Source organism: Acinetobacter sp. CAU_H_60 (genome assembly GCF_058599385.1).
Window position 1 is genome coordinate 2,446,153 of the sequence record NZ_CM178653.1, and the last position, 22,803, is coordinate 2,468,955.

The 22,803-nt window shown below is 43.3% G+C and carries 23 protein-coding genes, 2 tRNA genes and 3 rRNA genes; 19 read left to right on the plus strand and 9 right to left on the minus strand.

Going from position 1 to position 22,803, the window contains the following annotated elements; translation table 11 throughout:
- Positions 1–24 precede the first annotated feature (24 nt).
- Positions 25–834 (minus strand): lysophospholipid acyltransferase family protein, encoded by an 810-nt coding sequence (locus tag AC4MBN_RS11520; RefSeq protein WP_491880243.1) that lies wholly within the window; start codon positions 832–834, stop codon positions 25–27.
- 189 nt (positions 835–1,023) lie between these two features.
- On the opposite strand from AC4MBN_RS11520, the gene AC4MBN_RS11525 reads away from it, so the two are divergent.
- From AC4MBN_RS11525 to AC4MBN_RS11555, 7 genes are all read left to right on the plus strand, one after another.
- On the plus strand, positions 1,024–1,155 hold the full coding sequence (locus AC4MBN_RS11525) for a hypothetical protein (protein WP_004785224.1): 132 nt from the start codon (positions 1,024–1,026) through the stop codon (positions 1,153–1,155).
- A gap of 76 nt (positions 1,156–1,231) precedes the next feature.
- Positions 1,232–2,572, plus strand: a complete 1,341-nt coding sequence (hflX, locus tag AC4MBN_RS11530) for a ribosome rescue GTPase HflX (RefSeq protein WP_491880244.1) — start codon at positions 1,232–1,234, stop codon at positions 2,570–2,572.
- A 34-nt stretch (positions 2,573–2,606) separates the two neighbouring features.
- Entirely contained in the window at positions 2,607–2,978 is a 372-nt protein-coding gene (locus tag AC4MBN_RS11535) for a hypothetical protein (protein WP_491876570.1), read from the plus strand.
- Between the two features lie 9 nt (positions 2,979–2,987).
- Positions 2,988–3,662, plus strand: a complete 675-nt coding sequence (locus AC4MBN_RS11540) for an LrgB family protein (protein WP_159123660.1) — start codon at positions 2,988–2,990, stop codon at positions 3,660–3,662.
- 87 nt (positions 3,663–3,749) lie between these two features.
- Entirely contained in the window at positions 3,750–4,196 is a 447-nt protein-coding gene (locus tag AC4MBN_RS11545) for a DUF2147 domain-containing protein (protein WP_284880625.1), read from the plus strand.
- 397 nt (positions 4,197–4,593) lie between these two features.
- Complete coding sequence (locus AC4MBN_RS11550) at positions 4,594–5,043, plus strand: DUF2147 domain-containing protein (RefSeq protein WP_004785238.1); 450 nt, start codon at positions 4,594–4,596, stop codon at positions 5,041–5,043.
- A gap of 141 nt (positions 5,044–5,184) precedes the next feature.
- Positions 5,185–5,631 carry a DUF2147 domain-containing protein gene (locus tag AC4MBN_RS11555; RefSeq protein WP_034704141.1) on the plus strand — a complete coding sequence of 149 codons (447 nt, stop codon included), beginning with the start codon at positions 5,185–5,187 and terminating at the stop codon, positions 5,629–5,631.
- 56 nt (positions 5,632–5,687) lie between these two features.
- On the opposite strand, the gene AC4MBN_RS11560 is transcribed toward AC4MBN_RS11555, so the two are convergent.
- Genes AC4MBN_RS11560 through pdxA form a run of 3 tightly spaced genes read right to left on the minus strand, consistent with a single transcriptional unit; the run spans position 5,688 to position 8,350 of the window.
- Complete coding sequence (locus AC4MBN_RS11560; protein WP_491880245.1) at positions 5,688–6,533, minus strand: symmetrical bis(5'-nucleosyl)-tetraphosphatase; 846 nt, start codon at positions 6,531–6,533, stop codon at positions 5,688–5,690.
- A 5-nt stretch (positions 6,534–6,538) separates the two neighbouring features.
- On the minus strand, positions 6,539–7,351 hold the full coding sequence (gene rsmA / locus AC4MBN_RS11565; RefSeq protein ID WP_034704111.1) for a 16S rRNA (adenine(1518)-N(6)/adenine(1519)-N(6))-dimethyltransferase RsmA: 813 nt from the start codon (positions 7,349–7,351) through the stop codon (positions 6,539–6,541).
- Between the two features lie 30 nt (positions 7,352–7,381).
- A complete protein-coding gene (gene pdxA / locus AC4MBN_RS11570; protein ID WP_491880246.1) occupies positions 7,382–8,350 on the minus strand; it encodes a 4-hydroxythreonine-4-phosphate dehydrogenase PdxA in 969 nt (322 codons plus the stop codon).
- A gap of 535 nt (positions 8,351–8,885) precedes the next feature.
- Here pdxA and rplM point away from each other — a divergent pair.
- The 10 genes from rplM (at position 8,886) to AC4MBN_RS11620 (ending at position 14,632) form a co-directional block, all read left to right on the plus strand.
- Positions 8,886–9,314, plus strand: coding sequence for a 50S ribosomal protein L13 (gene rplM, locus AC4MBN_RS11575; RefSeq protein ID WP_004785249.1), 429 nt, complete (start codon positions 8,886–8,888; stop codon positions 9,312–9,314).
- Positions 9,315–9,326: 12 nt separating this feature from the next.
- Complete coding sequence (gene rpsI / locus AC4MBN_RS11580; protein WP_004785251.1) at positions 9,327–9,713, plus strand: 30S ribosomal protein S9; 387 nt, start codon at positions 9,327–9,329, stop codon at positions 9,711–9,713.
- Between the two features lie 335 nt (positions 9,714–10,048).
- Complete coding sequence (locus tag AC4MBN_RS11585; protein ID WP_312087198.1) at positions 10,049–10,717, plus strand: glutathione S-transferase N-terminal domain-containing protein; 669 nt, start codon at positions 10,049–10,051, stop codon at positions 10,715–10,717.
- Entirely contained in the window at positions 10,710–11,138 is a 429-nt protein-coding gene (locus AC4MBN_RS11590) for a ClpXP protease specificity-enhancing factor (RefSeq protein WP_491880247.1), read from the plus strand. Before AC4MBN_RS11585 ends, AC4MBN_RS11590 begins: the two co-directional genes overlap by 8 nt.
- Before the next feature lie 18 nt (positions 11,139–11,156).
- On the plus strand, positions 11,157–11,804 hold the full coding sequence (locus tag AC4MBN_RS11595) for a hypothetical protein (protein WP_419364726.1): 648 nt from the start codon (positions 11,157–11,159) through the stop codon (positions 11,802–11,804).
- A 456-nt stretch (positions 11,805–12,260) separates the two neighbouring features.
- Entirely contained in the window at positions 12,261–12,587 is a 327-nt protein-coding gene (locus AC4MBN_RS11600; protein WP_419364750.1) for a roadblock/LC7 domain-containing protein, read from the plus strand.
- Positions 12,588–12,820: 233 nt separating this feature from the next.
- Positions 12,821–13,300 carry a hypothetical protein gene (locus AC4MBN_RS11605; protein WP_491880248.1) on the plus strand — a complete coding sequence of 160 codons (480 nt, stop codon included), beginning with the start codon at positions 12,821–12,823 and terminating at the stop codon, positions 13,298–13,300.
- Positions 13,301–13,516: 216 nt separating this feature from the next.
- Positions 13,517–13,651, plus strand: coding sequence for a hypothetical protein (locus AC4MBN_RS11610; RefSeq protein ID WP_419364730.1), 135 nt, complete (start codon positions 13,517–13,519; stop codon positions 13,649–13,651).
- Between the two features lie 14 nt (positions 13,652–13,665).
- Positions 13,666–14,208: a GTP-binding protein gene (locus tag AC4MBN_RS11615; RefSeq protein WP_491880249.1), complete on the plus strand. Its 543-nt coding sequence runs from the start codon at positions 13,666–13,668 to the stop codon at positions 14,206–14,208.
- A 10-nt stretch (positions 14,209–14,218) separates the two neighbouring features.
- Positions 14,219–14,632, plus strand: a complete 414-nt coding sequence (locus AC4MBN_RS11620; protein ID WP_419364734.1) for a roadblock/LC7 domain-containing protein — start codon at positions 14,219–14,221, stop codon at positions 14,630–14,632.
- A gap of 109 nt (positions 14,633–14,741) precedes the next feature.
- Here the strand turns inward: AC4MBN_RS11620 and rrf are convergent.
- The 5 genes from rrf to AC4MBN_RS11645 form a co-directional block, all read right to left on the minus strand.
- Positions 14,742–14,856, minus strand: a 5S ribosomal RNA gene (gene rrf / locus AC4MBN_RS11625).
- A 202-nt stretch (positions 14,857–15,058) separates the two neighbouring features.
- Positions 15,059–17,950, minus strand: a 23S ribosomal RNA gene (locus tag AC4MBN_RS11630).
- A 462-nt stretch (positions 17,951–18,412) separates the two neighbouring features.
- Positions 18,413–18,488 (minus strand) — tRNA-Ala (locus AC4MBN_RS11635).
- Between the two features lie 45 nt (positions 18,489–18,533).
- Positions 18,534–18,610: transfer RNA gene (locus tag AC4MBN_RS11640), tRNA-Ile, on the minus strand.
- Between the two features lie 61 nt (positions 18,611–18,671).
- Positions 18,672–20,209, minus strand: a 16S ribosomal RNA gene (locus tag AC4MBN_RS11645).
- The 16S, 23S and 5S rRNA genes sit together here with 2 tRNA genes alongside, the layout of an rRNA operon.
- Before the next feature lie 545 nt (positions 20,210–20,754).
- Here AC4MBN_RS11645 and AC4MBN_RS11650 point away from each other — a divergent pair.
- The gene (locus AC4MBN_RS11650; protein ID WP_180011765.1) at positions 20,755–21,672 is read left to right on the plus strand and encodes an MlaA family lipoprotein; all 918 of its coding nucleotides are present in this window, start codon (positions 20,755–20,757) and stop codon (positions 21,670–21,672) included.
- 103 nt (positions 21,673–21,775) lie between these two features.
- Entirely contained in the window at positions 21,776–22,744 is a 969-nt protein-coding gene (gene gigA, locus AC4MBN_RS11655; protein WP_180011763.1) for an RsbU family protein phosphatase GigA, read from the plus strand.
- The last annotated feature ends 59 nt before the right edge of the window (positions 22,745–22,803 follow it).

Below are 22,803 nucleotides of genomic sequence, written 5' to 3' on the forward strand. Positions count from 1 at the left end.
GAGTATTTCTAATAAAAAAGCCTCTTAATGAGGCTTTTTTAAAACTTTGGCTTGCAACCTTTGCAAACCCTCCAGCATATTTTCATGCACCAGTGCAGTCAGACTTTCTACTGTATGCCCTTCGGTCGCAATTGCCGGCAAGGCCATCAGATGAGCTGTTACTTTAGGCATTTCCAGAACATTCTGTACATGCTTGGCAAAACTGATATTCCCAATAAAAGGCGCCACCATATCCAGCTCACCCTGCTGATTCACATAACAGATCAGGCAGATTTGTACCGGACGTCGCGCTTCAATTGCCGCACCCAGAATACGTCCATAAATTTTTTTAATTGAACGTCCATCAGATGTGGTCGCTTCAGGAAAAAACAGGACCGGAATATTCTGTTTCAGGAAGCCGGTAATCTGTTCACGGATTCTGACTGAATCTCCTGAACCACGTTTGATAAATAAGGTACCACCGCCTTTAGCCAGCTTGCCTAGAATTGGCCAATTTTCAATTTCAGCTTTGGCCAGAAAGAACACCCGCGCGCCTGAACCCAAAACGGCGATATCCAGCCAGGACACATGATTGCTCACCCATAATGCCGGCTCACGTGGAATCACGCCATGGACCTGAACCTCAATATTAAATACCTTGCACAACTGGCGACAGAAATACTGCACATATCGGGTATTGTTCGGATTATTCGGATCTTTATACAAACCATGACGGTAAACCAGATAAAACCCCTGGCTGATGGCTGCTAATGCAGAAGTCGTTTTTCTTGTATAAAGAAAGAATTTTGCAAAACCTTGTATCTCAGGTGATTGATTTTGTACAGTCGAGTTCATAAAAAGGTCACTAAATCCTAAACAAGATACAGGGAATATCCACGAATTAAACTCATTTTATACTGTTCATGTCCAACTTGCATTGATAATAAAAAACGACCAAGTACATCTATATTTTCAATTTAAATTCATTGAATGAATTAAATAAAATAAATCAATCGAAATATTAGATTAAAAAGGATGCTCATCATGCAAGATGAAACAGTGAAATCAGCTGAGATGATTCGGCCCTTAAAAGTATTGAGCTATATCTTGGGTGGTACCCTGTTATATACGGCGCTGCTCGTAACACTTGCACAACTGTTTGTCACGGCACTCTAAAACAAAGCCCGCTATTTCAGTATCTGTAAAGTTCATTTTCAACTAAAATGAAGTTTTCAACTGGAGATTGGCCTGAGTGGAATATTTTGAGCAACATCAGGGAAAAGAACGCGTCATACTGGTCAGTGTGAGCGTACAAATGCTGGATGACCTTGATGCTGAAGAGTTTCATCTGTTAGCTCAATCTGCAAATGCCGAAATTCTGGAACATCTCTTTGTTCAACGCTTAAAACCGGATGCCAAATTTTTTGTGGGTTCAGGAAAAGCAGAAGAAATTGCTGAACGGGTCAAAGAATTGGATGCCAATCTGGTCATCTTCGATCATGCGCTGACACCTGCCCAAGCACGTAACCTTGAAAATGTGGTGCATTGCCGGGTGGTTGATCGTACCGAACTCATCCTCGATATTTTTGCACAGCGTGCCCGTACCTATGAAGGGAAACTGCAAGTTGAACTGGCACAATTACAGCATCTGTCTTCACGACTGGTTCGTAGCCGTACCAATCTGGATAGCCAGAAAGGCGGGATCGGTCTGCGTGGTCCGGGTGAAACCCTGCTAGAAACAGATCGCCGTTTATTGCGTATCCGCATGGGACAGCTTAAAACCAAAATAGAAAAAGTCCGTCAAACCCGTATTCAGGGCCGTGTTGCTCGGCAAAAAGCGGCTGTTCCAACCGTGTCTTTAGTAGGTTATACCAATGCGGGAAAATCTACCTTATTCAATATTCTGGCCGATAGCGATGTTTATGCAGCAGACCAACTATTTGCGACTCTGGACCCTACTTTAAGACGCCTGCAATGGGACGGCGTTGGTAATCTGGTACTGGCAGATACGGTAGGCTTTGTGCGTAATCTTTCGCACTCACTGGTCGAATCTTTTAAAGCAACTCTGGAAGAAACCGTTGAAGCAACCCTGCTCTTGCATGTGATCGATTCCAGCAGTCCGGAAATGCTTGAACAAATTGAAGCCGTTGAAAAGGTGCTCAAGGAAATTGGTGCCGATGTTCCGGTTCTAAGGGTTTATAATAAAATCGACTGTAGCGGTGAAGATGCCAAAATCATTTACCGCCAGCCCGGTCAGCCTGAACGGGTCTATGTTTCAGCACATAGTGGTGAAGGGCTGGATCTATTACGCAAAGCAGTGCATGAAGCATTAATGGGTCAGGTTCAGCACTTTGAACTGGTATTGAAACCTGCCTATGGCAAACTGCGCAATCAACTTTATGCGCTGAACGTGATTCAGTCCGAACATTATGATGATGAAGGTCAGTTACATATCGATGTGCGGATTGCGCCTCCGAAGCTGGAACAACTAATCAAACAGGCACATTTACCGATAGAAGAAATTCTGGGATCTCAAGCACTTCAATTCCAGCGTCCACTTGAAGAGTTTGAAATCCAGCGTAAGATCGAGTAAAACTTGATAAGTAAACTTTTAAATGACATCACCAATGAACTGGATAAAACATATTGACTGGTCAGCATGGATCGGCACTCTCCTCTTAATTATTGTATTTCGTGAAGCTTCAGTCTGGCTAATGAGCCAGCTAGATCACCCTGAACTGGGCAACTTGGTCGGACTCATCAGCCTGCTAGTCACCTTATTTGCCTGGCGCTATTTTGGCAAAATTCCAGCGCGTCTGGTGGATACCAATAACAAGCTGATGAAAGAAAGTGCCTTCGCTTTTTTACCGATTAGTGCAGGCGCGCTAATTATGCTGATGCATATGGGACAAAAAATTCCAGCCTTTATGCTGGTGTTATGCCTGAGCACTCTGCTCCCTCTTTGGATCTACGCCAAAATGGCAAAACGCTGGTTATAGGAGTCGCACATGTTTTCTGTTCTTTATGGCTTTGCGATTACCTTAATTGCTTATCTGCTTGCCAAACCCTGCAATCGTGTTATTCCGCAAATTCCTGTGATTGTGTTTAGCATGTTCCTGGTGCTGGTGATTTTATTGGTGCTGGGTATTCCTTATGAGCATTATATGGATGAGGTCAATCCACTGTTTAACCATTTGCTTGGTTATGTCACAGTTGCACTGGCGATTCCGCTAGCCGCCATGCGTTATGATGACCTGCCACTGAAAGCTATTGTCGGAATTCTGGTTTTTGCCAGTATCAGTGCGGTCGCCTTACCGATGGGTCTCGCCTATTTACTACATATGTCTTCTGGCGACATCATGGCCTTTGCCACCCGTGCAGTCACGACACCAATTGCAATTAATATTGCGACCTTACTGGAGGCACCTGTTAGTCTGGCCATTCTGATCGTCATTTTGTCTGGCGTAATTGGTGCAGCATTTTCACCATTTATTTTACGACATATCAATGATGAGCGTGCTTCAGGTCTGGCTCTAGGTCTAGCAGCACATGCGATTGGTACAGCTCAAGCCTGGCAGCGTGGCAGTGTTGCCGGACGTTATGCTACGTTTGGCATGGCAGTGAATGCCGTTTTTACTGCGATCTGGTTGCCAACTTTTATACTTTATCTGCAAAAAATGTGACTCATCAATCAATATTTAACGTTTGTTTCTGAATGAAACTATTCTTACTATAGGGAAATAAAGAATTTTTCACTCAGGAACAGACCTATGAAAAAGGTTCAATTATTATCCTTTTTAGCCCTGACCTTTTTCAGTCATCTGGCTTTCGCTTCCGATATTTCAGGCACCTGGAGAAGTATTGACGATAAAACAGGATCAGCTAAAGCGATTCTGGAAATTCGTGAAACTTCAAATGGTGTTTATACTGCCAAAATTACCAAGATTACGCCTCGTCCTGGCTATACACCGCGCGAAACCTGTGTTTCCTGCCCTGCACCTTATACCAATAAACCGATTCTTGGTCTGGATGTACTCACCGGCTTAAAGGATGCAGGCAATAATAATTTCTCTCAAGGTAAACTGATTGACCCTTTATCCGGCAATATTTACAACACCAAAGCTAAATTAAGTGCCAATGGCAAACGTCTAACCCTACGTGGTTATGTGGGTGTGTCAGCCTTGGGACGCAGCCAGACCTGGATTAAACAAGATTAATTCATGACTTAGTGCACAGAAGCTTGCATTTTCATGCATTAAGTTGTATCAATATTAGACAGATGCTTTTTTTATACAATATAAAACATGCATATAAATATTAGATTCATTTGCTTTAACAAGCTTAGCATCAAACGGATTTTGATGCGCAATATAAGGAGATAGAATGCAAGACATTACCAGGTTAAAGATCTTACTGAATTTCTCTGCTTTTACTGAAAATTCAGCAACAAAGCAATTAACATCGACAGATTTCTGTCATGGGGAATCAACAGGCTTAAAGCAGATTGACCGAGCGATCTGCAACGCTCATTACTCTAAAATCAGCCAAAATTAAAAAACCACACGCTTGTGTTTGGGATAGTTTGTTTCATCTATGAAAAAAGGATAAATATAAATGAATAAATCTAAATTAGGATTAATGCTCATTGCTACATTCATGACTGGGACCATTTATGCACAAGACTTGACCGGGACATGGCAACAAATCGATGATAAGACTGGTTCACCAAAAGCACTGATTGAAATCCGTCAGGACAGCAATGGTACTTATGCCGGCAAAATTGTCAAAGTAACGCCTCGTCCAGGTTATACCCCGCAAAAAACCTGTAATAAATGTCCTGCTCCTTATACCAATCAGCCGATCCTGGGGATGGACGTACTGACAGGTTTAAAACAGGTTGGTGATAGCGTGAATTATGAAAAAGGTCGTGTGATTGATCCATTGGCAGGTAAAATCTACGATGCCAAGGTTCGTCTAAGCAGCAACGGCAAACGTTTAACTCTACGCGGTTATGTGGGTGTTTCTGCTCTGGGTCGTAGCCAGACCTGGATTCGTCAGGAATAAGTTCACACTTTTTCTCAAAGCTGCCAAACAGGCAGCTTTTTTTATAAATTTAATTCCATGATTTTTAATTATTTATTGACTATTTGTGCAATCTTCCTAACATGTGCGGGCAATAATGAAAAGTTCTTTGGAATGATGGATATGTTAAAGAAGATACTCCTTGCCACATTGACTACAGGATTCATGATGAACCTGTGGGCTCAAGATATTAGCGGAACCTGGCAGCAGATTGATGATAAAACTGGAGCAGCAAAAGCCATCATTGTCATCGAAAAAGAAGCAAATAATACTTACTCAGGCAAGATTGCGAAAATCACGCCACGTCCAGGTTATACACCACGCGAAAAATGTAATAAATGCCCAGCCCCTTATACCGATCAACCGATTTTAGGCATGACTATTCTAAAAGGCCTGAAACACGTTGAAGGCACCAAAAATTATGAAAAAGGTCGTGTCATTGATCCATTGGCAGGTAAAATTTATGATGCCAAGGTTCGTCTAAACAATACCGGCAAGCGTTTAACGCTACGTGCCAGTGTGGGTGTTTCAGTTCTGGGCCGCAACCAGACCTGGATTCGCGCAGACTAATCATCAGCACAATAAAAAAGCCACGTTCAACGTGGCTTTTTTGAGCTTTAAATATTTTAAAATACCGGATTATCGACGGCAAACATTTGCTGGTCTTCCAGTCGATAAGCCATCAGCTGATTACCCCAGACACAGCCACCATCGACATTCTGAATTCGCCCAGAAATGGTTTTACCCTGTAAGGCGGCCCAGTGTCCAAATACAATTTGATGGGTTGCGGCAGTTTTCGATTCAAATTCGAACCAAGGCTTAAAGCCTTCCGGCATCGGATCATCCAGTGAATCTTTAAAACTGTATTCCAGACGCCCTTCTGCGTCAGTTAAACGCATCCGGGTCAGGTAATTCACGATACAGCGCGTACGCTCATGACCTTCTAATTCATCTGACCAGAGTGTAGGCTCTTTCCCAAACATTTCCTTTAAGAAAGCATCCACCACTTCAAAATCTTCATGGGCAATAATGGCTTCTACTTCTTTGGCGAATTCAGCCGTCTTGGCTGCATCCCAGATATTGGGAATACCGGCATGGGTCAGTATCGTCTGTTCATTCGGAAACAGACACATCGGCTGTTTACGAATCCAGTCAATTAACTCATCACTGTCGATCGCATCAATCACATCACGGACATTGTCCTTGTCTTTAATCGGCTTGATGCCACGTGCATAGGCCAAAAGAGTCAGATCATGATTACCGAGTACTGTTGCCGCCACGCCATTATCCGCCAGCTTTTTAATGAAGCGTAATGCACCCAGCGAGTTTTCCCCTCGAGCGACCAGATCACCAGCAAACCAGACAAAGTCCTGATCAGGATCAAAGCGGATTTCTTTCAGCAATGCCTTCAAGGCTTCAAAACAGCCTTGTACATCACCAATCACATAATTGTATCGAACAGTGCGGGTCATTATTTTTAAGCTACCATTTGATCAGATAAAGCCACAAATTGGGCAAGTGATAGTGTCTCTGGACGTGCCATTGGATCCACACCTGCCTTTTCAAAACCATCTTCAACCAGCATCCCTTTCAGGCTATTACGCAAAGTCTTACGGCGCTGGGTAAATACATGCGATACCAGACGAGCCAAAGCTTTTTCATTTTTTGCCACGATCGGTTTTACATCATATGGCTCCAAACGGAACACGGCAGATGTCACTTTTGGTGGCGGATTAAAAGAACCTGGCGGCACTTCAAACAGAAAAGTCGGTTTGCAGTAATACTGGATCATCACCGACAAACGACCATATTCTTTGGTGTTCGGTGAAGCTGTAATACGATCGACCACCTCTTTTTGCAGCATGAAATGCATGTCTTTCACTTTGTCACCAAATTCCAGGAGATGGAACAACAGTGGTGTCGAAATGTTATAAGGCAGGTTTCCGACTACACGTAACGGACGACCTTCTTCAAACAAATTGGTGAAATCGTATTTCAGCGCATCTGTTTCAATAATGGTTAAACGTTCAGGATGCGGCACACGACCCGGCAAACCAGCGGCCAAGTCACGGTCCAGCTCAAGTACAGTCAAGGCATCACATTCACCAATTAAAGGCGATGTTAAAGCAGCCAGACCCGGACCAATTTCAACAATATTTTCACCTGCACGCGGGTTTACCGAACGTACAATTTTAGCAATGACACGTTGGTCATGTAAAAAGTTTTGACCAAAACGCTTACGCGTGTGATGCCCTTCATCTTTTGGGTTTAAGGCATTAATCTGATACATAGACATTTCCAACGTGTAATAAAGACGAGATCATTGACGCGCTAAATCCAGCGCCAAATCCACAGCCACATGTAAGCTTGAGCTTTTCGCAAGGCCTGTACCTGCGAGGGAGAGTGCTGTGCCATGATCGACAGAAGTTCGGATAAACGGTAAGCCCAAAGTAATATTGATGGCTTCACCAAAGCCCTGAGATTTTAACACAGGTAAGCCCTGATCGTGATACATCGCCAGAACAGCATCGGCATCTTTCAAGTTTTCAGGAGTAAATAAAGTATCTGCAGGTAGGCTCAGGCTCATATTGATACCTTGAGCACGATAGCTTTCAAGCACAGGATTGATCACTTCAATCTCTTCCATCCCCAGATAACCGCCCTCACCTGCGTGTGGATTTAAACCGCAGACCAGAATATGCGGATGTTCAATTTTGAATTTGGATTTCAGGTCGTGAATCAGGATATTAATCACCTGATGCAGGCGTTCCGGAGTAATCGCATCAGCAACTGCACGAAGTGGAAGATGTGTGGTTGCTAAAGCCACGCGCAAGGTTTTGGTTGCTAACATCATCACCACACGCGGTACACCTGCGAATTCCTGGTAATACTCGGTATGACCGCTAAAATGAATGCCTGCATCGTTAATTACCGACTTTTGCACTGGTGCAGTCGCTACACCCACGCTTTTATTCGTCATAGCATATTCAGCTGAACGACGTAGCTGCTCCAGTACATAAGCGGCATTATGGCTATTCAGCTGTCCTAGTACTACCGGCTCTTTTAAAGGCACATGCTCGACATAAAGCTGACCTTTTTCTGAAGAAATCGTTTGCCCTGTATATTCAATCAGTTCAACCAGAAGTTTTAACTGCTGTGCCCGTTGACGGAGCATTTCCAGATCGGCGAGTACCACCAATGGACGCTCATCAATACGATCCGCCAGACTCAAGCAGATATCTGGACCAATTCCGGCAGGTTCACCACTGGTAATATATAAAGGCAGCATGACTTTCTTCTGTATTATCAATTGTCCTTATTTTAGTACAAATTTCACAGGGAAAGTTTTAGATAAAGGTTGAGATGATGTTTATTCAAATAATAATGTACATTTCTCATTATATTAAAGAAAGATAAAATCGGACTGACGTCAATGAACCGTATAAAGAGTTTCAGGCAATCATCTCAACACTCGACATGTTTAGCTTTTGCCATTTTCAAGGAAGATTGTCTCAAGTTTAGAAAGCAAACCTAAGCAGAATCGAAGACAGGTCATTTGCTAAAGAAATACATATTAAAAAACAGGTGAATCCACTCATACAAAGATGTACCCCTAGTCTTAGGTCCGTTTTATTATTTAATGATTAATCATATGTGTTTATAGGCTAAAAATCCTACTGGTCATTCATTGAAAGACGTTGTAAAATACAGCGCTTGAAATTTTATATTTTCATTGTGGTTCTCCCGGCTTTCGGGTAGAATTCGGTCTCCTTTTGTTTGGACAGCTTCCATAGTCCAAACCAACTATAATAGGTAGTGGTTTAATGAAAACTCTCAGCGCTAAGCCAGCTGAAGTTCAACACGACTGGTACGTTGTTGATGCTTCTGGCAAAACTTTAGGTCGTCTCGCGACTGAAATCGCTCGTCGTTTACGCGGTAAGCATAAAACTTCTTATACTCCTCACGTTGACACTGGTGATTACATCGTTGTTATCAATGCTGAGCAAGTTCAAGTGACTGGTAACAAATCACTTGACAAGAAATACTATCGCCATACTGGTTTCCCTGGTGGTATTCGTGAAACTAATTTTGAAAAATTAGTTGCTCACAAACCAGAAGAAATTTTCCAACGCGCTGTAAAAGGCATGTTGCCAAAAGGTCCTCTTGGTTATGCAATGATCAAAAAAATGAAAGTGTACGCTGGTACTGAGCATCCACATACTGCTCAACAGCCACAAGTTTTGGACATCTAAGGGATACAGCACATGGCTACTAACTATGGTACAGGTCGCCGTAAGACCGCAACTGCACGTGTTTTCCTATCTGCTGGTACTGGTAAACTCGTAATCAACAACCGTTCTTTAGAACAATACTTCGGTCGTGAGACTGCTCGTATGGTTGTTCGTCAACCTCTAGAGCTTCTTGAAGCGACTGAGAAATATGACCTTTACATCACTGTTGCTGGTGGTGGTATCGGTGGTCAAGCAGGCGCTATCCGTCACGGTATTACTCGTGCACTGATCGCTTCTGACGAAACTCTTAAACCTGCTCTTCGTCAAGCTGGTTTCGTTACTCGTGATGCTCGTGAAGTTGAACGTAAGAAACTTGGTTTACGTAAAGCTCGTAAACGTCCTCAATTCTCTAAACGTTAATTCGTTTACCGGATCGGACAAAAAAACCCTGGTTTATTCCAGGGTTTTTTTATGGTTTTAAAATGACCACTTAATATTATTTTTATGGTCATTGTTCATGCACATCCTTACCCCATACTCCTTCATGACACCAGAAGGATTTGGTCAGATAATAATTCGCAACACCGATGATAATAAACAGGATGATTAAGCCGGAATTCATGATCATGTTGTTCTGCTCCTTTCATTTTTTTCTCTACTCTACCCTGCCTTAGTCCAATTGGCTTTTTATGCTTCGTGCTTTTTAGGTTGATTTTTAGTATCCTAGTTTATTCATTAGAACTTAATCAGGATTTATGTCAGTCGAAAGCGCGCCACTTCAAGGACTCACCTTATATAGCCATGCCGATGACTTTCGTTCCCATTGGATTCGCTACGTACTTGCTGAAAAGCAGATTAAATATAACCTGATCCTGGTCGATAGTGATGATGAAGATCTGGCCAGCCTCAATCCTTATAACCAGCTGCCCATGCTGATTGAAAATGATTTAAAATTATTCAATACCAGCATCATTTCCGAATATATAGACGATCGTTACCGCCAGAACAAGCTCTATGCAGATGCACCGATGCCTCGTGCGGAACAGCGACAATATATCTGGCGCTTTGAAAATGACTGGCTCAAACTGGCCGATATCATGCTATGCCATCCGGATACTCTGGACGCTGCAGCCAAAGTGAAGGCTCAAAAACAGTTGCATGATATCCTGATTTCATTAACGCCCCTGTTCCAGCATTTCCCTTATTTTATGTCGGAACAATTCAGCATCTTGGATTGCATGCTGGCTCCCATTTTCATTCGACTTAAAAGCATGGGAGTAGAATTACCTCGACAACAATGTCGTCCATTTTATTTATATTGCCAGCGAGTTTTTAGCCGTCCTGCATTTGCAAAATCCATGACCTTGCAGGAAAAAAACCGCTACCAAGAACAAATCAAATCTGTAGAGAAACATCATGTCTGAACAAGAATTCAACTTAAGTCCTACTCGTCCCTATATGGCACGTGCAATCTATGAGTGGATTTGCGATAACAATATGACGCCTTATCTGCTGGTCGATGCTACACGTCCAAATACTATGGTACCCGAGCAGTTTATTAAAGATGGCCAGATTGTCCTGAATATTGTGCCGCATGCAGTTCATGCGCTGAATATGAATAACGAAGCCATCACCTTCTCAGCACGTTTTGGTGGTGTATCACGTGATATCTATGTACCGATGACAGCAGTCCTCGGAATCTATGCACGTGAAAATGGTCAAGGGTTATTCTTTGATCCAAATGAATATGAGCATACACAAAGTGATGAAGATGCTTTAAAATCAAGCACTGAAGAACAGCCTGAACCCGCAAAGAAAAAACCAACCCTAAGGTTATTAGATTAAAAATAATGGAGTAAGTGAATGGCTTTTGATTTAGTACAATATTTTGTTGAACAGATAGAAACTCAAAAGCCTGAGCTTCTACAAGGCTATACAAAAGAAGAAAGACGTAAATATATTTCAGAAATCAATGCTCTCACTTTAGGCAAACTGATTAGCGAATGGCGCAATAATCCGCAAAAAATTTATAATGAAATCAAACATCCAGATGAACTCTATATTCTGGAAATTGCCCGTCACCTGACTACCCGAGTGGAAAACAAGTCAACTTTACCAAAACCTGAGCTGGAAAAGCTCACGTCTGAAATTTTCCATTTTCAGCTGACTGAATTGAAGCAGTTACATGATACTGGCAATCATAATCAGACCAGTATCCAAGAGCTGCTGAAAGGACAAATTGAACATTTGTCTGGACAGGCAGATGATTGGGTTTGGACAACAAATAACCTAACGGAACTCAAAGGCTCTAAACCAATTCATGAAGAAGAGCTATCATTAGAAGCATCAATGAAGGAGTTTAGCCAAATGGTTCATCAAAATATCCAGCATCATGATGTTGAAGAAGTTGCTGTTGTAGAAGTACCAACCTGGGCAAAAATCGTTGAGCCAGTAGTTGCGCTTGCGATTCTTTGGGTACTGATTGAAGCAGTATTACGCGTATTTGCATAAATACTTCAACCTCAAAAATTCAGTTTTACTAAAAGCCAATGAGATATTGGCTTTTTTTATTCTTTAAATTTATCAGGGGAATGAAGTGAATCTATTTTTTTTAACTGAAATTTTTACCTAATTAGTTCCATAATCTATTTAAAATATTTTGTTACATCTTTTAGATTAAGGTGAGATTATAGATCAAAAAATAATCACAAAATCACTTCACATATCCTTAAATAAAAATATAAACGCATCACATAATTAAAAAGTACAAGTTAAAAATTAAAACATAAAGTAAACCATTAAATTTTATATGGTTTTTATTTTAATTGTAATTTACTCCCCCATTTTTATAATGAATTTGAATGAAAAAGATAATATTCGAACTTCATTAAATACAACTATCGCATCAACTATTCTTATAACAGGGAAATAATGATGGCTAAGGTAACCTAAGATACACTTACAGACATTGATGGTTTCGTTGCTGCAGCATTAGCTGATGGTGAAAGCGGCTTGGCTTTAGCAACTCAAGGTGGTGGCAATATCGATCTTGAACTTGCAGCAGCCGGCAATACAGAAGTGGTTCGCGCAAAACGCCGTGTAGAGAATTCATTAAACCTGAATGACTCGATTGAAGATATTCTGATTACGCTGGGCAAGCAATATCACCTCATTCGCCCACTCGAAAAGAATAACAATGTATTCCTGTATCTTGTACTGGATCGTTCTAAAGCAAACCTGGCTATGGCTCGTCATGAACTTAAATCTTTTGAACAAGGTTTAGACTTCAGCTAACACACAGTTTTCCCCTTTATTTCATGCAATAAAGGGAATCCTTATGCGCTTCACCCAATAAAATATAAACTTTAATCGAGACTTAAAATGCATAGGCATTATATTCATATTGGAATAGCAGGTTTAAGTATTCACGATGCAGATGAACTAAAAAAACTTTACAACACATCACTCCTGACCATTTTATCCTGCAATGGAACACTGCTTCCGATCCTCATCTCGATTGCCTGCTGGTGTATGAATACTTTCTTGAAACAGAGGGGATTCAACGTGTTCTCAAAAACCAAAAATGCTCTTATTTATGCATCTCTAAAAATGCGCAATATTCGAACCAAATTATAAATAATACGCTCGCTTTACCCCTGCAAAATACACAAAATCTCAAGCACTGGTTTGAGCAAAACGTCCTAAATTCAGAAATTAGCTCAGAAATAGAAGAACCTATATTTTCAGCCCCCGTTCAGAGCCAGGAATCTTCTGACCATCCCTACACGATTAACTTTTTTAAAGAGATGCTGCATCCTGAAAAAGGTAAATTACATCTCTATGACCGGCATGGCACCATTGCCATTATTGACTCAGCAAAAAACCTGGCCTGGTTAAACAAAGACCGAGCTGAAACGGGCACAGACTTTTCTTTTCAATATGACTTCGCATCCACTAGTGACCTTTTAAAAGTGACACGTAGAGAAACACAGATTCTACAGGACTAGTTATGGAATTTTTTCTGGAACTCGCCTAGTTTTGCTCAGATCGCGCCTGAAGATGGTCACTACAAAATTCATTACTGGCCAAAGCCGGCTCATCCGCTGCATAAAAAACGTATTTTTCAGATATCCGCCTGCTTTATCCAAGGCGCTAAGATTTCAAAAATTGCTGAACAACATGCGATTTCCTTACTTACACTTCAACAATTTATCGCGGCCAGTATGGCTTCAGGAAATATTGAAAAAATTAATGCTTGGGAAAGTCGCTATCGCACCACTGAGCCAGTTGAAAGTACAGAACAGCAAAGTTTCATTAAAAGCTTTTTTGGAAAGCTAAGATTTAAATTTGGATTTTAATAAAGTAAATACTTATGATTTTACAACAATATAAAATCGTTTTTGCGGGCTCCATGGGCGCAGGTAAAACAGCCGCGATATGTTCCTTATCAGATATACCAGTGCTACTCACTGAGGCACTGAATACTGACGACCGCAGTCATTCAAAAATGGAAACCACGGTAGGAATCGATTATGGTGAGATCACCTTAGAAGATGGAACCAAAATTGGCCTATATGGGACGCCAGGACAAAGCCGCTTTGACTTTATCTGGCCTGTCATCTGTCAAGGCGCACTAGGTGCTATTATTCTCATTGATCATACAGTGAGTGACCCGATCCAGGAACTAGAAAGTTATATAGAAGTATTCCAGGAATATACCAATAATATTGCCATTGGGATTACGCATAGTGATCTTGAAAGCCCTCATTTTACCCAGATTTATAAGGACTGGCTGATCCAGCAGGATCTCTATACCCCTCTCTTTTTTGTAGATGCTCGTCAAAAAGACGACATCTTACTTCTCTTAGAAGCCCTCATTACTTCAATCGAAGTCAACCATAACCTCATGAGCTAAGGATTAAAGCATGCTCACTATACAAGAAAGACGTCAAGCCCCAGAAGCCCTCGTTCAGCATGCCAAACAGCAAATTCAGGAGATCATTAGTAATGTTCGTGGCGTATATTATGTAATGGTCTGCTCAACAGATGGGTTTGAATTGGCCACAATTCATAAGAAAGACAACTATAACAACAGCAAGCTGGCTGCTGTGAGCAGCTCGATTTTAGCGATGGTTTCTGCGTTTACTAAAGAGATCCATCTTACTGGCTGTCAGAGCATTACTTTGGATGCAGAAAATGGTAAAGCCATTTTGACAGCAATTGCAGCACCGAAACATCCTCTTATTCTGGTTACTTTGGCTGAAAAAGACATTTTATTGGGTCAGGCATTGTATATGCTAAAGAATGCAACACAGTCTATTATCGCTGCAGATCAATAAATAACTAGATTTATAATAGGCTTAAATTTATTTAAGCCTATTTCTATTTCATCTTAATCCCACGCATAAAAAAAGCCCCCTGCGTGAGCAGAGGGCTTTTGGAATAATGAGCTGGCGATGACTTACTCTCACATGGGAGACCCCACACTACCATCAGCGCTAAGAGGTTTCACTTCTGAGTTCGGGAAGGGATCAGGTGGTTCACTCTTGCTATGGTCGCCAGCACAACTGGTATGCTTACTCGCTATGGTCTTATTTACGTTGCTTGCGCTTCGTTTGCCTAGCTTTCTTCAAATAGAATGCATTAACAGATGTATCTGAGTCGCAGTAGTTTGTTCGATTAGCTTAACTAAATCAAGGCTTCGTCTGATCGTTAGATCAATATGAAATCAATTGATGCTTTATATACAACTGCTTGGGTGTTGTATAGTCAAGCCTCACGAGCAATTAGTATTGGTCAGCTTCATGCATCACTGCACTTCCACATCCAACCTATCAACGTCGTAGTCTTCAACGGCTCTTTAGGAGACATAAAGTCTCGGGGAAATCTTATCTTGAGGTAGGCTTCCCGCTTAGATGCTTTCAGCGGTTATCCCTTCCGAACATAGCTACCCGGCGATGCGACTGGCGTCACAACCGGTACACCAGAGGTTCGTCCACTCTGGTCCTCTCGTACTAGGAGCAGATCCTCTCAAATTTCCAGCGCCCACGGTAGATAGGGACCGAACTGTCTCACGACGTTCTAAACCCAGCTCGCGTACCTCTTTAAATGGCGAACAGCCATACCCTTGGGACCTGCTTCAGCCCCAGGATGAGATGAGCCGACATCGAGGTGCCAAACACCGCCGTCGATATGAACTCTTGGGCGGTATCAGCCTGTTATCCCCAGAGTACCTTTTATCCGTTGAGCGATGGCCCTTCCATACAGAACCACCGGATCACTAAGACCTACTTTCGTACCTGCTCGACTTGTGGGTCTCGCAGTTAAGCGCGCTTTTGCCTTTATACTCTACGCGTGATTTCCGACCACGCTGAGCGCACCTTCGTACTCCTCCGTTACTCTTTAGGAGGAGACCGCCCCAGTCAAACTACCCACCAGACATGGTCCTCGCTCCCGATCAGGGAGCAGAGTTAGAACCTCAATATTACCAGGGTGGTATTTCAAGGACGGCTCCATGGCAACTAGCGTCACCACTTCAAAGCCTCCCACCTATCCTACACAAGTAAGATCAAAGTTCAATGTCAAGCTGCAGTAAAGGTTCACGGGGTCTTTCCGTCTAGCCGCGGGTACACCGCATCTTCACGGCGAATTCGATTTCACTGAGCCTCTGCTGGAGACAGCGCCGCCATCATTATGCCATTCGTGCAGGTCGGAACTTACCCGACAAGGAATTTCGCTACCTTAGGACCGTTATAGTTACGGCCGCCGTTTACTGGGGCTTCGATCAATAGCTTCGCTTGCGCTAACCACATCAATTAACCTTCCAGCACCGGGCAGGCATCACACCCTATACGTCCACTTTCGTGTTTGCAGAGTGCTATGTTTTTAATAAACAGTTGCAGCGGCCTGGTTTCTGAGGCTGTCAACAGCTCAAGGAGCAAGTCCCATCACCATCAACAGCGTACCTTCTCCCGAAGTTACGGTACCATTTTGCCTAGTTCCTTCAGCAGAGTTCTCTCAAGCGCTTTGGTCTACTCGACCTGACCACCTGTGTCGGTTTCGGGTACGATTCCAGTGTAACTGAAGCTTAGAGACTTTTCCTGGAAGTATGGTATCAGCCACTTCACCAGTAAACTGGCTTGCTATCAACTCTCAGCATAGAGCACCCCGGATTTGCCTAAGATGCATGCCTACTGTCTTCCACCTGGACAACCAACGCCAGGCTGACTTAACCTTCTCCGTCCTCTCATCGCATTACACTGAAGTATTGGAATATTAACCAATTTCCCATCGACTACGCCTCTCGGCCTCGCCTTAGGGGTCGACTCACCCAGCCCCGATTAACGTTGGACTGGAACCCTTGGTCTTTCAGCGAACGGGTTTTTCACCCGTTTTGTCGTTACTCACGTCAGCATTCGCACTTCTGATACCTCCAGCATGCTTCTCAACACACCTTCATCGGCTTACAGAACGCTCCCCTACCACTTGCAATAAATTGCAAATCCGCAGCTTCGGTACATAGTTTTAGCCCCGTTACATCTTCCGCGCAGGCCGACTCGACTAGTGAGCTATTACGCTTTCTTTAAAGGGTGGCTGCTTCTAAGCCAACCTCCTAGCTGTCTATGCCTTCCCACATCGTTTCCCACTTAACTATGATTTAGGGACCTTAGCTGGCGGTCTGGATTGTTTTCCTCTTGACTACGGACGTTAGCACCCGCAGTCTGTCTCCCGGATAGTACTCATTGGTATTCGGAGTTTGCATCGGTTTGGTAAGTCGGGATGACCCCCTAGCCGAAACAGTGCTCTACCCCCAATGGTATTCGTCCGAGGCGCTACCTAAATAGCTTTCGGGGAGAACCAGCTATCACCGAGTTTGATTAGCCTTTCACCCCTATCCACAAGTCATCCCCTGGCTTTTCAACGACAGTGGGTTCGGTCCTCCAGTTAGTGTTACCCAACCTTCAACCTGCTCATGGATAGATCACCCGGTTTCGGGTCTATACCCAGCAACTAAACGCCCTATTAAGACTCGATTTCTCTACGGCTCCCCTATTCGGTTAACCTCGCTACTGAATATAAGTCGCTGACCCATTATACAAAAGGTACGCAGTCACCACACAAAGTGGCTCCCACTGCTTGTATGCATGCGGTTTCAGGATCTATTTCACTCCCCTCACAGGGGTTCTTTTCGCCTTTCCCTCACGGTACTGGTTCACTATCGGTCAGTCAGGAGTATTTAGCCTTAGAGGATGGTCCCCCTATATTCAGACAAGGTTTCACGTGCCTCGCCCTACTCGACATCATCATATCAGCCCTTTCGTGTACAGGACTATCACCCACTATGGTTGCACTTCCCAGAGCATTCCACTAAAACTGATATGACTTAATGGGCTGTTCCCCTTTCGCTCGCCGCTACTGAGGGAATCTCAATTGATTTCTTTTCCTACGGATACTGAGATGTTTCACTTCTCCGCGTTCGCCTCATAAACCTATGTATTCAGTTTATGATACCGACCTTATAGCCGGTGGGTTTCCCCATTCAGACATCTCCGGATCACAGGATATTTGCCGCCTCCCCGGAGCTTTTCGCAGGCTATCACGTCTTTCTTCGCCTCTGACTGCCAAGGCATCCACCACATGCACTTAATTACTTGACTATACAACCCCAAACAGTCGTTCATCCCTACAAGTAGGATGAGCAACAGATTGTGATGATTACTCATCACTCTCATACAGTTGGCATCTCGTAGATTTAACTACCGTACAGCTTCAATTAGATTCATATACCAAAACGCTTGATTCAGTTAATTTCGCTAGTTCTCATTCAATCACTTCAACAATCAATCTTGCGATCTCTTGTTTCCGCTCTTTCATGAGTATGAACAAATTATTTCAACTCAAATATATTCTGTTAATGATTTAATGCATCCTCGTCGGACTGCATTACTGTGATAAATCACAGAGGTTAATAACAATGCCGCGCATTATACGCCGCTTTCTTACTAAGCTCTATAAGCTATCAAACCGTTTGACTAAGGCTTAACCTCCAAGACAACTACGCGATCACTTCGTGATCTTGTCTTGCATACTTTTTAAAAGCAGTGCTTTAAAAAGTATTCTGGTGGAGACTAGGAGAGTCGAACTCCTGACCTCCTGCGTGCAAAGCAGGCGCTCTACCAACTAAGCTAAGTCCCCAGCTTATCAATAAGTCAATGTTCTGATTTTCTGTTTTCTGGCAGATGGTGGGTCTGACAAGACTTGAACTTGTGACCCCACGCTTATCAAGCGTGTGCTCTAACCAACTGAGCTACAGACCCTCAGATACATCGTCATGAAGAACAACTTGTTGTGGATTCTTACCAATCGTCAATCTTTCGTTAAGGAGGTGATCCAGCCGCAGGTTCCCCTACGGCTACCTTGTTACGACTTCACCCCAGTCATCGGCCACACCGTGGTAAGCGTCCTCCCTAAGGTTAGACTACCTACTTCTGGTGCAACAAACTCCCATGGTGTGACGGGCGGTGTGTACAAGGCCCGGGAACGTATTCACCGCGGCATTCTGATCCGCGATTACTAGCGATTCCGACTTCACGCAGTCGAGTTGCAGACTGCGATCCGGACTACGATCGGCTTTTTGAGATTAGCATCTGCTCGCGCAGTAGCAACCCTTTGTACCGACCATTGTAGCACGTGTGTAGCCCTGGCCGTAAGGGCCATGATGACTTGACGTCGTCCCCGCCTTCCTCCAGTTTGTCACTGGCAGTATCCTTAAAGTTCCCACCCGAAGTGCTGGCAAATAAGGAAAAGGGTTGCGCTCGTTGCGGGACTTAACCCAACATCTCACGACACGAGCTGACGACAGCCATGCAGCACCTGTATCAGAGTTCCCGAAGGCACCAATCCATCTCTGGAAAGTTCTCTGTATGTCAAGGCCAGGTAAGGTTCTTCGCGTTGCATCGAATTAAACCACATGCTCCACCGCTTGTGCGGGCCCCCGTCAATTCATTTGAGTTTTAGTCTTGCGACCGTACTCCCCAGGCGGTCTACTTATCGCGTTAGCTGCGCCACTAAAGCCTCAAGGGCCCCAACGGCTAGTAGACATCGTTTACGGCATGGACTACCAGGGTATCTAATCCTGTTTGCTCCCCATGCTTTCGCACCTCAGTGTCAGTATTAGGCCAGATGGCTGCCTTCGCCATCGGTATTCCTCCAGATCTCTACGCATTTCACCGCTACACCTGGAATTCTACCATCCTCTCCCATACTCTAGCTAACCAGTATCGAATGCAATTCCCAAGTTAAGCTCGGGGATTTCACATTTGACTTAATTAGCCACCTACGCGCGCTTTACGCCCAGTAAATCCGATTAACGCTTGCACCCTCTGTATTACCGCGGCTGCTGGCACAGAGTTAGCCGGTGCTTATTCTGCGAGTAACGTCCACTTATCCCAGGTATTAACCAGGTAAGCCTCCTCCTCGCTTAAAGTGCTTTACAACCAAAAGGCCTTCTTCACACACGCGGCATGGCTGGATCAGGGTTGCCCCCATTGTCCAATATTCCCCACTGCTGCCTCCCGTAGGAGTCTGGGCCGTGTCTCAGTCCCAGTGTGGCGGATCATCCTCTCAGACCCGCTACAGATCGTCGCCTTGGTAGGCCTTTACCCCACCAACTAGCTAATCCGACTTAGGCTCATCTATTAGCGCAAGGTCCGAAGATCCCCTGCTTTCTCCCGTAGGACGTATGCGGTATTAGCGTCCCTTTCGGAACGTTGTCCCCCACTAATAGGCAGATTCCTAAGCATTACTCACCCGTCCGCCGCTAGGAATCAGGTGCAAGCACCCTATCCCCGCTCGACTTGCATGTGTTAAGCCTGCCGCCAGCGTTCAATCTGAGCCATGATCAAACTCTTCAGTTAAAATCATTTCGAACTTTATAAGTAAAGTTCTTAAACTTGGCTCATCAATTTTCTGACAAATATTTCTCAAATAAACTTCGAGTAATTTCTACCATTCAATCAATGAAAATAATTTCGATCAATCAACCAGTAAAAATCCACACAAGTTGTTCTTCATAATCTCTTAATGATCTTCTTGCTACTTCGTCAGTAGCAAGCTAGGTCGGCTATATTACTCTCTATCTCTAGAAAGTCAACCAGTAATGAAAATTATTTTTAAACTTTCTTTCTAAAACCTAACTCAACCATTTCATGCTAAGTTACTGTTTTATCAGAAGTTTTAATCTTCATCACCGCCGATGGATGTGCATTCTACAGTATTTCAGGGGGCTTGCAATACCTTTTTCAAATAAATCTTACCGCATGTCTAATTTTTAGCCTTTTATGAAGTTTTTATTCATTTATTATACAATTTTGCTTAAATTACGCCTATTCCTAGTAATACAGTTTATTATTCCGGATTAAACAACGCCACTATACTCAGAACAAGGCTTTGGGGTTTCCTTATGCATCGCTCTATTTATTTATCTTTATGCTTATTTTCTTTGGCCTCTAGCCCATTAATTTTTGCTGAAGACACTACTCAGGCTGAACAGACTGAAATAGAAACTGAATCTTCTGCTACTACTGCTACGGTTCCACTCAGAGAAAAAATATCTTCCAAGGTGAGTCATCTGCAAACCCAGCTAAAAGTCGATGCTAGTGCCGCACAGGCTGAAGAAGTTAAAGATCCTTTCCAGGGCTGGAATAGAAAGGTCTATCAATTTAATGATGCAATCGATCAGGCAGTCGTTCGCCCCATTGCGGTTCAGTATCAGGAAAAGGTTCCTCAAGATGTGCGCGGCAGCTATACCCAGTTCCGTAGCAATTTAGGTGAACCATGGAATGCGGTAAACCAGTTGATTCAGGGCCGGCCTGCTCGTGCAGCAAAATCTTTGGGTCGTTTTACCATTAATACTTTAACCACTTTAGGTCTGGCAGATCCTGCCCGGCGTCTGGGACTGGATCATGAAGATGAAAAGTTCGGGATCACACTAGGTTATTATGGTGTACCTTCTGGCCCTTATGTGATGTTACCGTTCCTGGGCCCAAGTTCTGTGCGTGATACTTTCGGTATGGCAGTCGATAGCCAGACCCGTCCACAGAAATATATTCTTGAAGATGATGAAGGCTTGTATTGGGGTGATCAATTCTGGCGTGCAATTGATAATCGTGCAGAATTACTTGATATTGAAGGTGTGTTAACAGGTGATCGTTATGCACAAATTCGCGATATTTATTTGCAACGCACTAATTATATGATCGCCCAGAAAAAAGGTCTGGAACAGGAATCTTTATTCCTTGAAGATGACTTTGATGATGAAAATCTTGAGGATGAATCTTTCGATGAAAATGAGACTGAATCTTCTAGTGATGACCTTTGAAACCAAAGCTCAATGTTGATTTGCTAGCGAAAACTGTTCGCTAGCAATCATTTGCTTGTTATAGTACATCTTATAACTCATTCCAGGATCGAACTACCTGTCTATGTATTTCATTCAACCTACTCGCGATATTCCTTATTTAGATCAAGTGCTTGAGAAGCTTCCGCATGTTCAAGTAATCAAGCTGGAAGATCACGAGTTGTACGATGCAACGATTATTGCCATTGCAGATGTACATGATTATCTGAAATACAAGTGGAACCTTCCGACTGTAGTATTAGCGCTGAAAAATGAAGGAACAGCCTTGGCACAAGCTTGGGAACAAGGCGCTTTGGCAGGCTGGATCTGGAATAAACTGCCTGAACAACCCGATATCGCATTACAAAAAATTGATGCGCAATATAAGCGTAATCAGGATAGTCGTGATCTTCCTTCAGCGGCAGAGTTACAAAAACGTTTGCTACCGAATGAAATTGAATTGACCAATTATGCGGTTGAAACCTATTTTCAGCCTTCTGCCTATTTATCTGGCGATTGGTACGATTACTGGAAAATCAGCGATAAAGAAGTCATTTTCTATCTTGCAGATGTTTCTGGTCATGGCGTTACCAGCAGTTTATTAACGTCCTGGATGGCAGCCTTTCATGGACGTTCGAAAACACCTCGTGAGCTGATCAAGAAGCTGAACGGGATGCTGGTTCAGGAAAATATCGAAAAGCATATCACCATGATTGCCGGAATTCTGAACCTGGAAAGCCATGTCTTGAAATGGTCCAGTGCTGGTCACTATCCTCCTCCAATTATCTTTGAACCGAATCAGGAACCGAAAATCCTGTCATCCAGCAGTTTTCCTCTAGGCCTGACTGAAGACCTTGAGGTAGAAGAAAATGAGTATATCCTCAGCCGCAATGCACGTTTCATTATCTGTTCAGATGGGGCATTGGAGCCATTTAGCGGCGGTCTGAATGAACAGTTTTCCCAATTATTGCATCATTTACAGAACGAATCCTTCGAAGCACCCGAACATGTTGCCGACGATATTGCCATTCTCAGCTTTATAAGAGTGAAATAGCAGTATAATCACAAGCTTTATAAGCACTTAATTTGATTGCGACTTTCAGCTACTTGAGT

What these genes read in the sequence shown, in the direction of transcription:
- AC4MBN_RS11520 (WP_491880243.1), bottom strand. Translation starts at nt 834, where the DNA reads ATGAACTCGACTGTACAAAATCAATCACCTGAGATACAAGGTTTTGCA.
- AC4MBN_RS11525 (WP_004785224.1), top strand. Translation starts at nt 1,024, where the DNA reads ATGCAAGATGAAACAGTGAAATCAGCTGAGATGATTCGGCCCTTAAAA.
- AC4MBN_RS11535 (WP_491876570.1), top strand. Translation starts at nt 2,607, where the DNA reads ATGAACTGGATAAAACATATTGACTGGTCAGCATGGATCGGCACTCTC.
- AC4MBN_RS11540 (WP_159123660.1), top strand. Translation starts at nt 2,988, where the DNA reads ATGTTTTCTGTTCTTTATGGCTTTGCGATTACCTTAATTGCTTATCTG.
- AC4MBN_RS11545 (WP_284880625.1), top strand. Translation starts at nt 3,750, where the DNA reads ATGAAAAAGGTTCAATTATTATCCTTTTTAGCCCTGACCTTTTTCAGT.
- AC4MBN_RS11550 (WP_004785238.1), top strand. Translation starts at nt 4,594, where the DNA reads ATGAATAAATCTAAATTAGGATTAATGCTCATTGCTACATTCATGACT.
- AC4MBN_RS11555 (WP_034704141.1), top strand. Translation starts at nt 5,185, where the DNA reads ATGTTAAAGAAGATACTCCTTGCCACATTGACTACAGGATTCATGATG.
- AC4MBN_RS11560 (WP_491880245.1), bottom strand. Translation starts at nt 6,533, where the DNA reads ATGACCCGCACTGTTCGATACAATTATGTGATTGGTGATGTACAAGGC.
- rsmA (WP_034704111.1), bottom strand. Translation starts at nt 7,351, where the DNA reads ATGTATCAGATTAATGCCTTAAACCCAAAAGATGAAGGGCATCACACG.
- pdxA (WP_491880246.1), bottom strand. Translation starts at nt 8,350, where the DNA reads ATGCTGCCTTTATATATTACCAGTGGTGAACCTGCCGGAATTGGTCCA.
- rplM (WP_004785249.1), top strand. Translation starts at nt 8,886, where the DNA reads ATGAAAACTCTCAGCGCTAAGCCAGCTGAAGTTCAACACGACTGGTAC.
- rpsI (WP_004785251.1), top strand. Translation starts at nt 9,327, where the DNA reads ATGGCTACTAACTATGGTACAGGTCGCCGTAAGACCGCAACTGCACGT.
- AC4MBN_RS11585 (WP_312087198.1), top strand. Translation starts at nt 10,049, where the DNA reads ATGTCAGTCGAAAGCGCGCCACTTCAAGGACTCACCTTATATAGCCAT.
- AC4MBN_RS11590 (WP_491880247.1), top strand. Translation starts at nt 10,710, where the DNA reads ATGTCTGAACAAGAATTCAACTTAAGTCCTACTCGTCCCTATATGGCA.
- AC4MBN_RS11595 (WP_419364726.1), top strand. Translation starts at nt 11,157, where the DNA reads ATGGCTTTTGATTTAGTACAATATTTTGTTGAACAGATAGAAACTCAA.
- AC4MBN_RS11610 (WP_419364730.1), top strand. Translation starts at nt 13,517, where the DNA reads ATGGCTTCAGGAAATATTGAAAAAATTAATGCTTGGGAAAGTCGCTAT.
- AC4MBN_RS11615 (WP_491880249.1), top strand. Translation starts at nt 13,666, where the DNA reads ATGATTTTACAACAATATAAAATCGTTTTTGCGGGCTCCATGGGCGCA.
- AC4MBN_RS11620 (WP_419364734.1), top strand. Translation starts at nt 14,219, where the DNA reads ATGCTCACTATACAAGAAAGACGTCAAGCCCCAGAAGCCCTCGTTCAG.
- AC4MBN_RS11650 (WP_180011765.1), top strand. Translation starts at nt 20,755, where the DNA reads ATGCATCGCTCTATTTATTTATCTTTATGCTTATTTTCTTTGGCCTCT.
- gigA (WP_180011763.1), top strand. Translation starts at nt 21,776, where the DNA reads ATGTATTTCATTCAACCTACTCGCGATATTCCTTATTTAGATCAAGTG.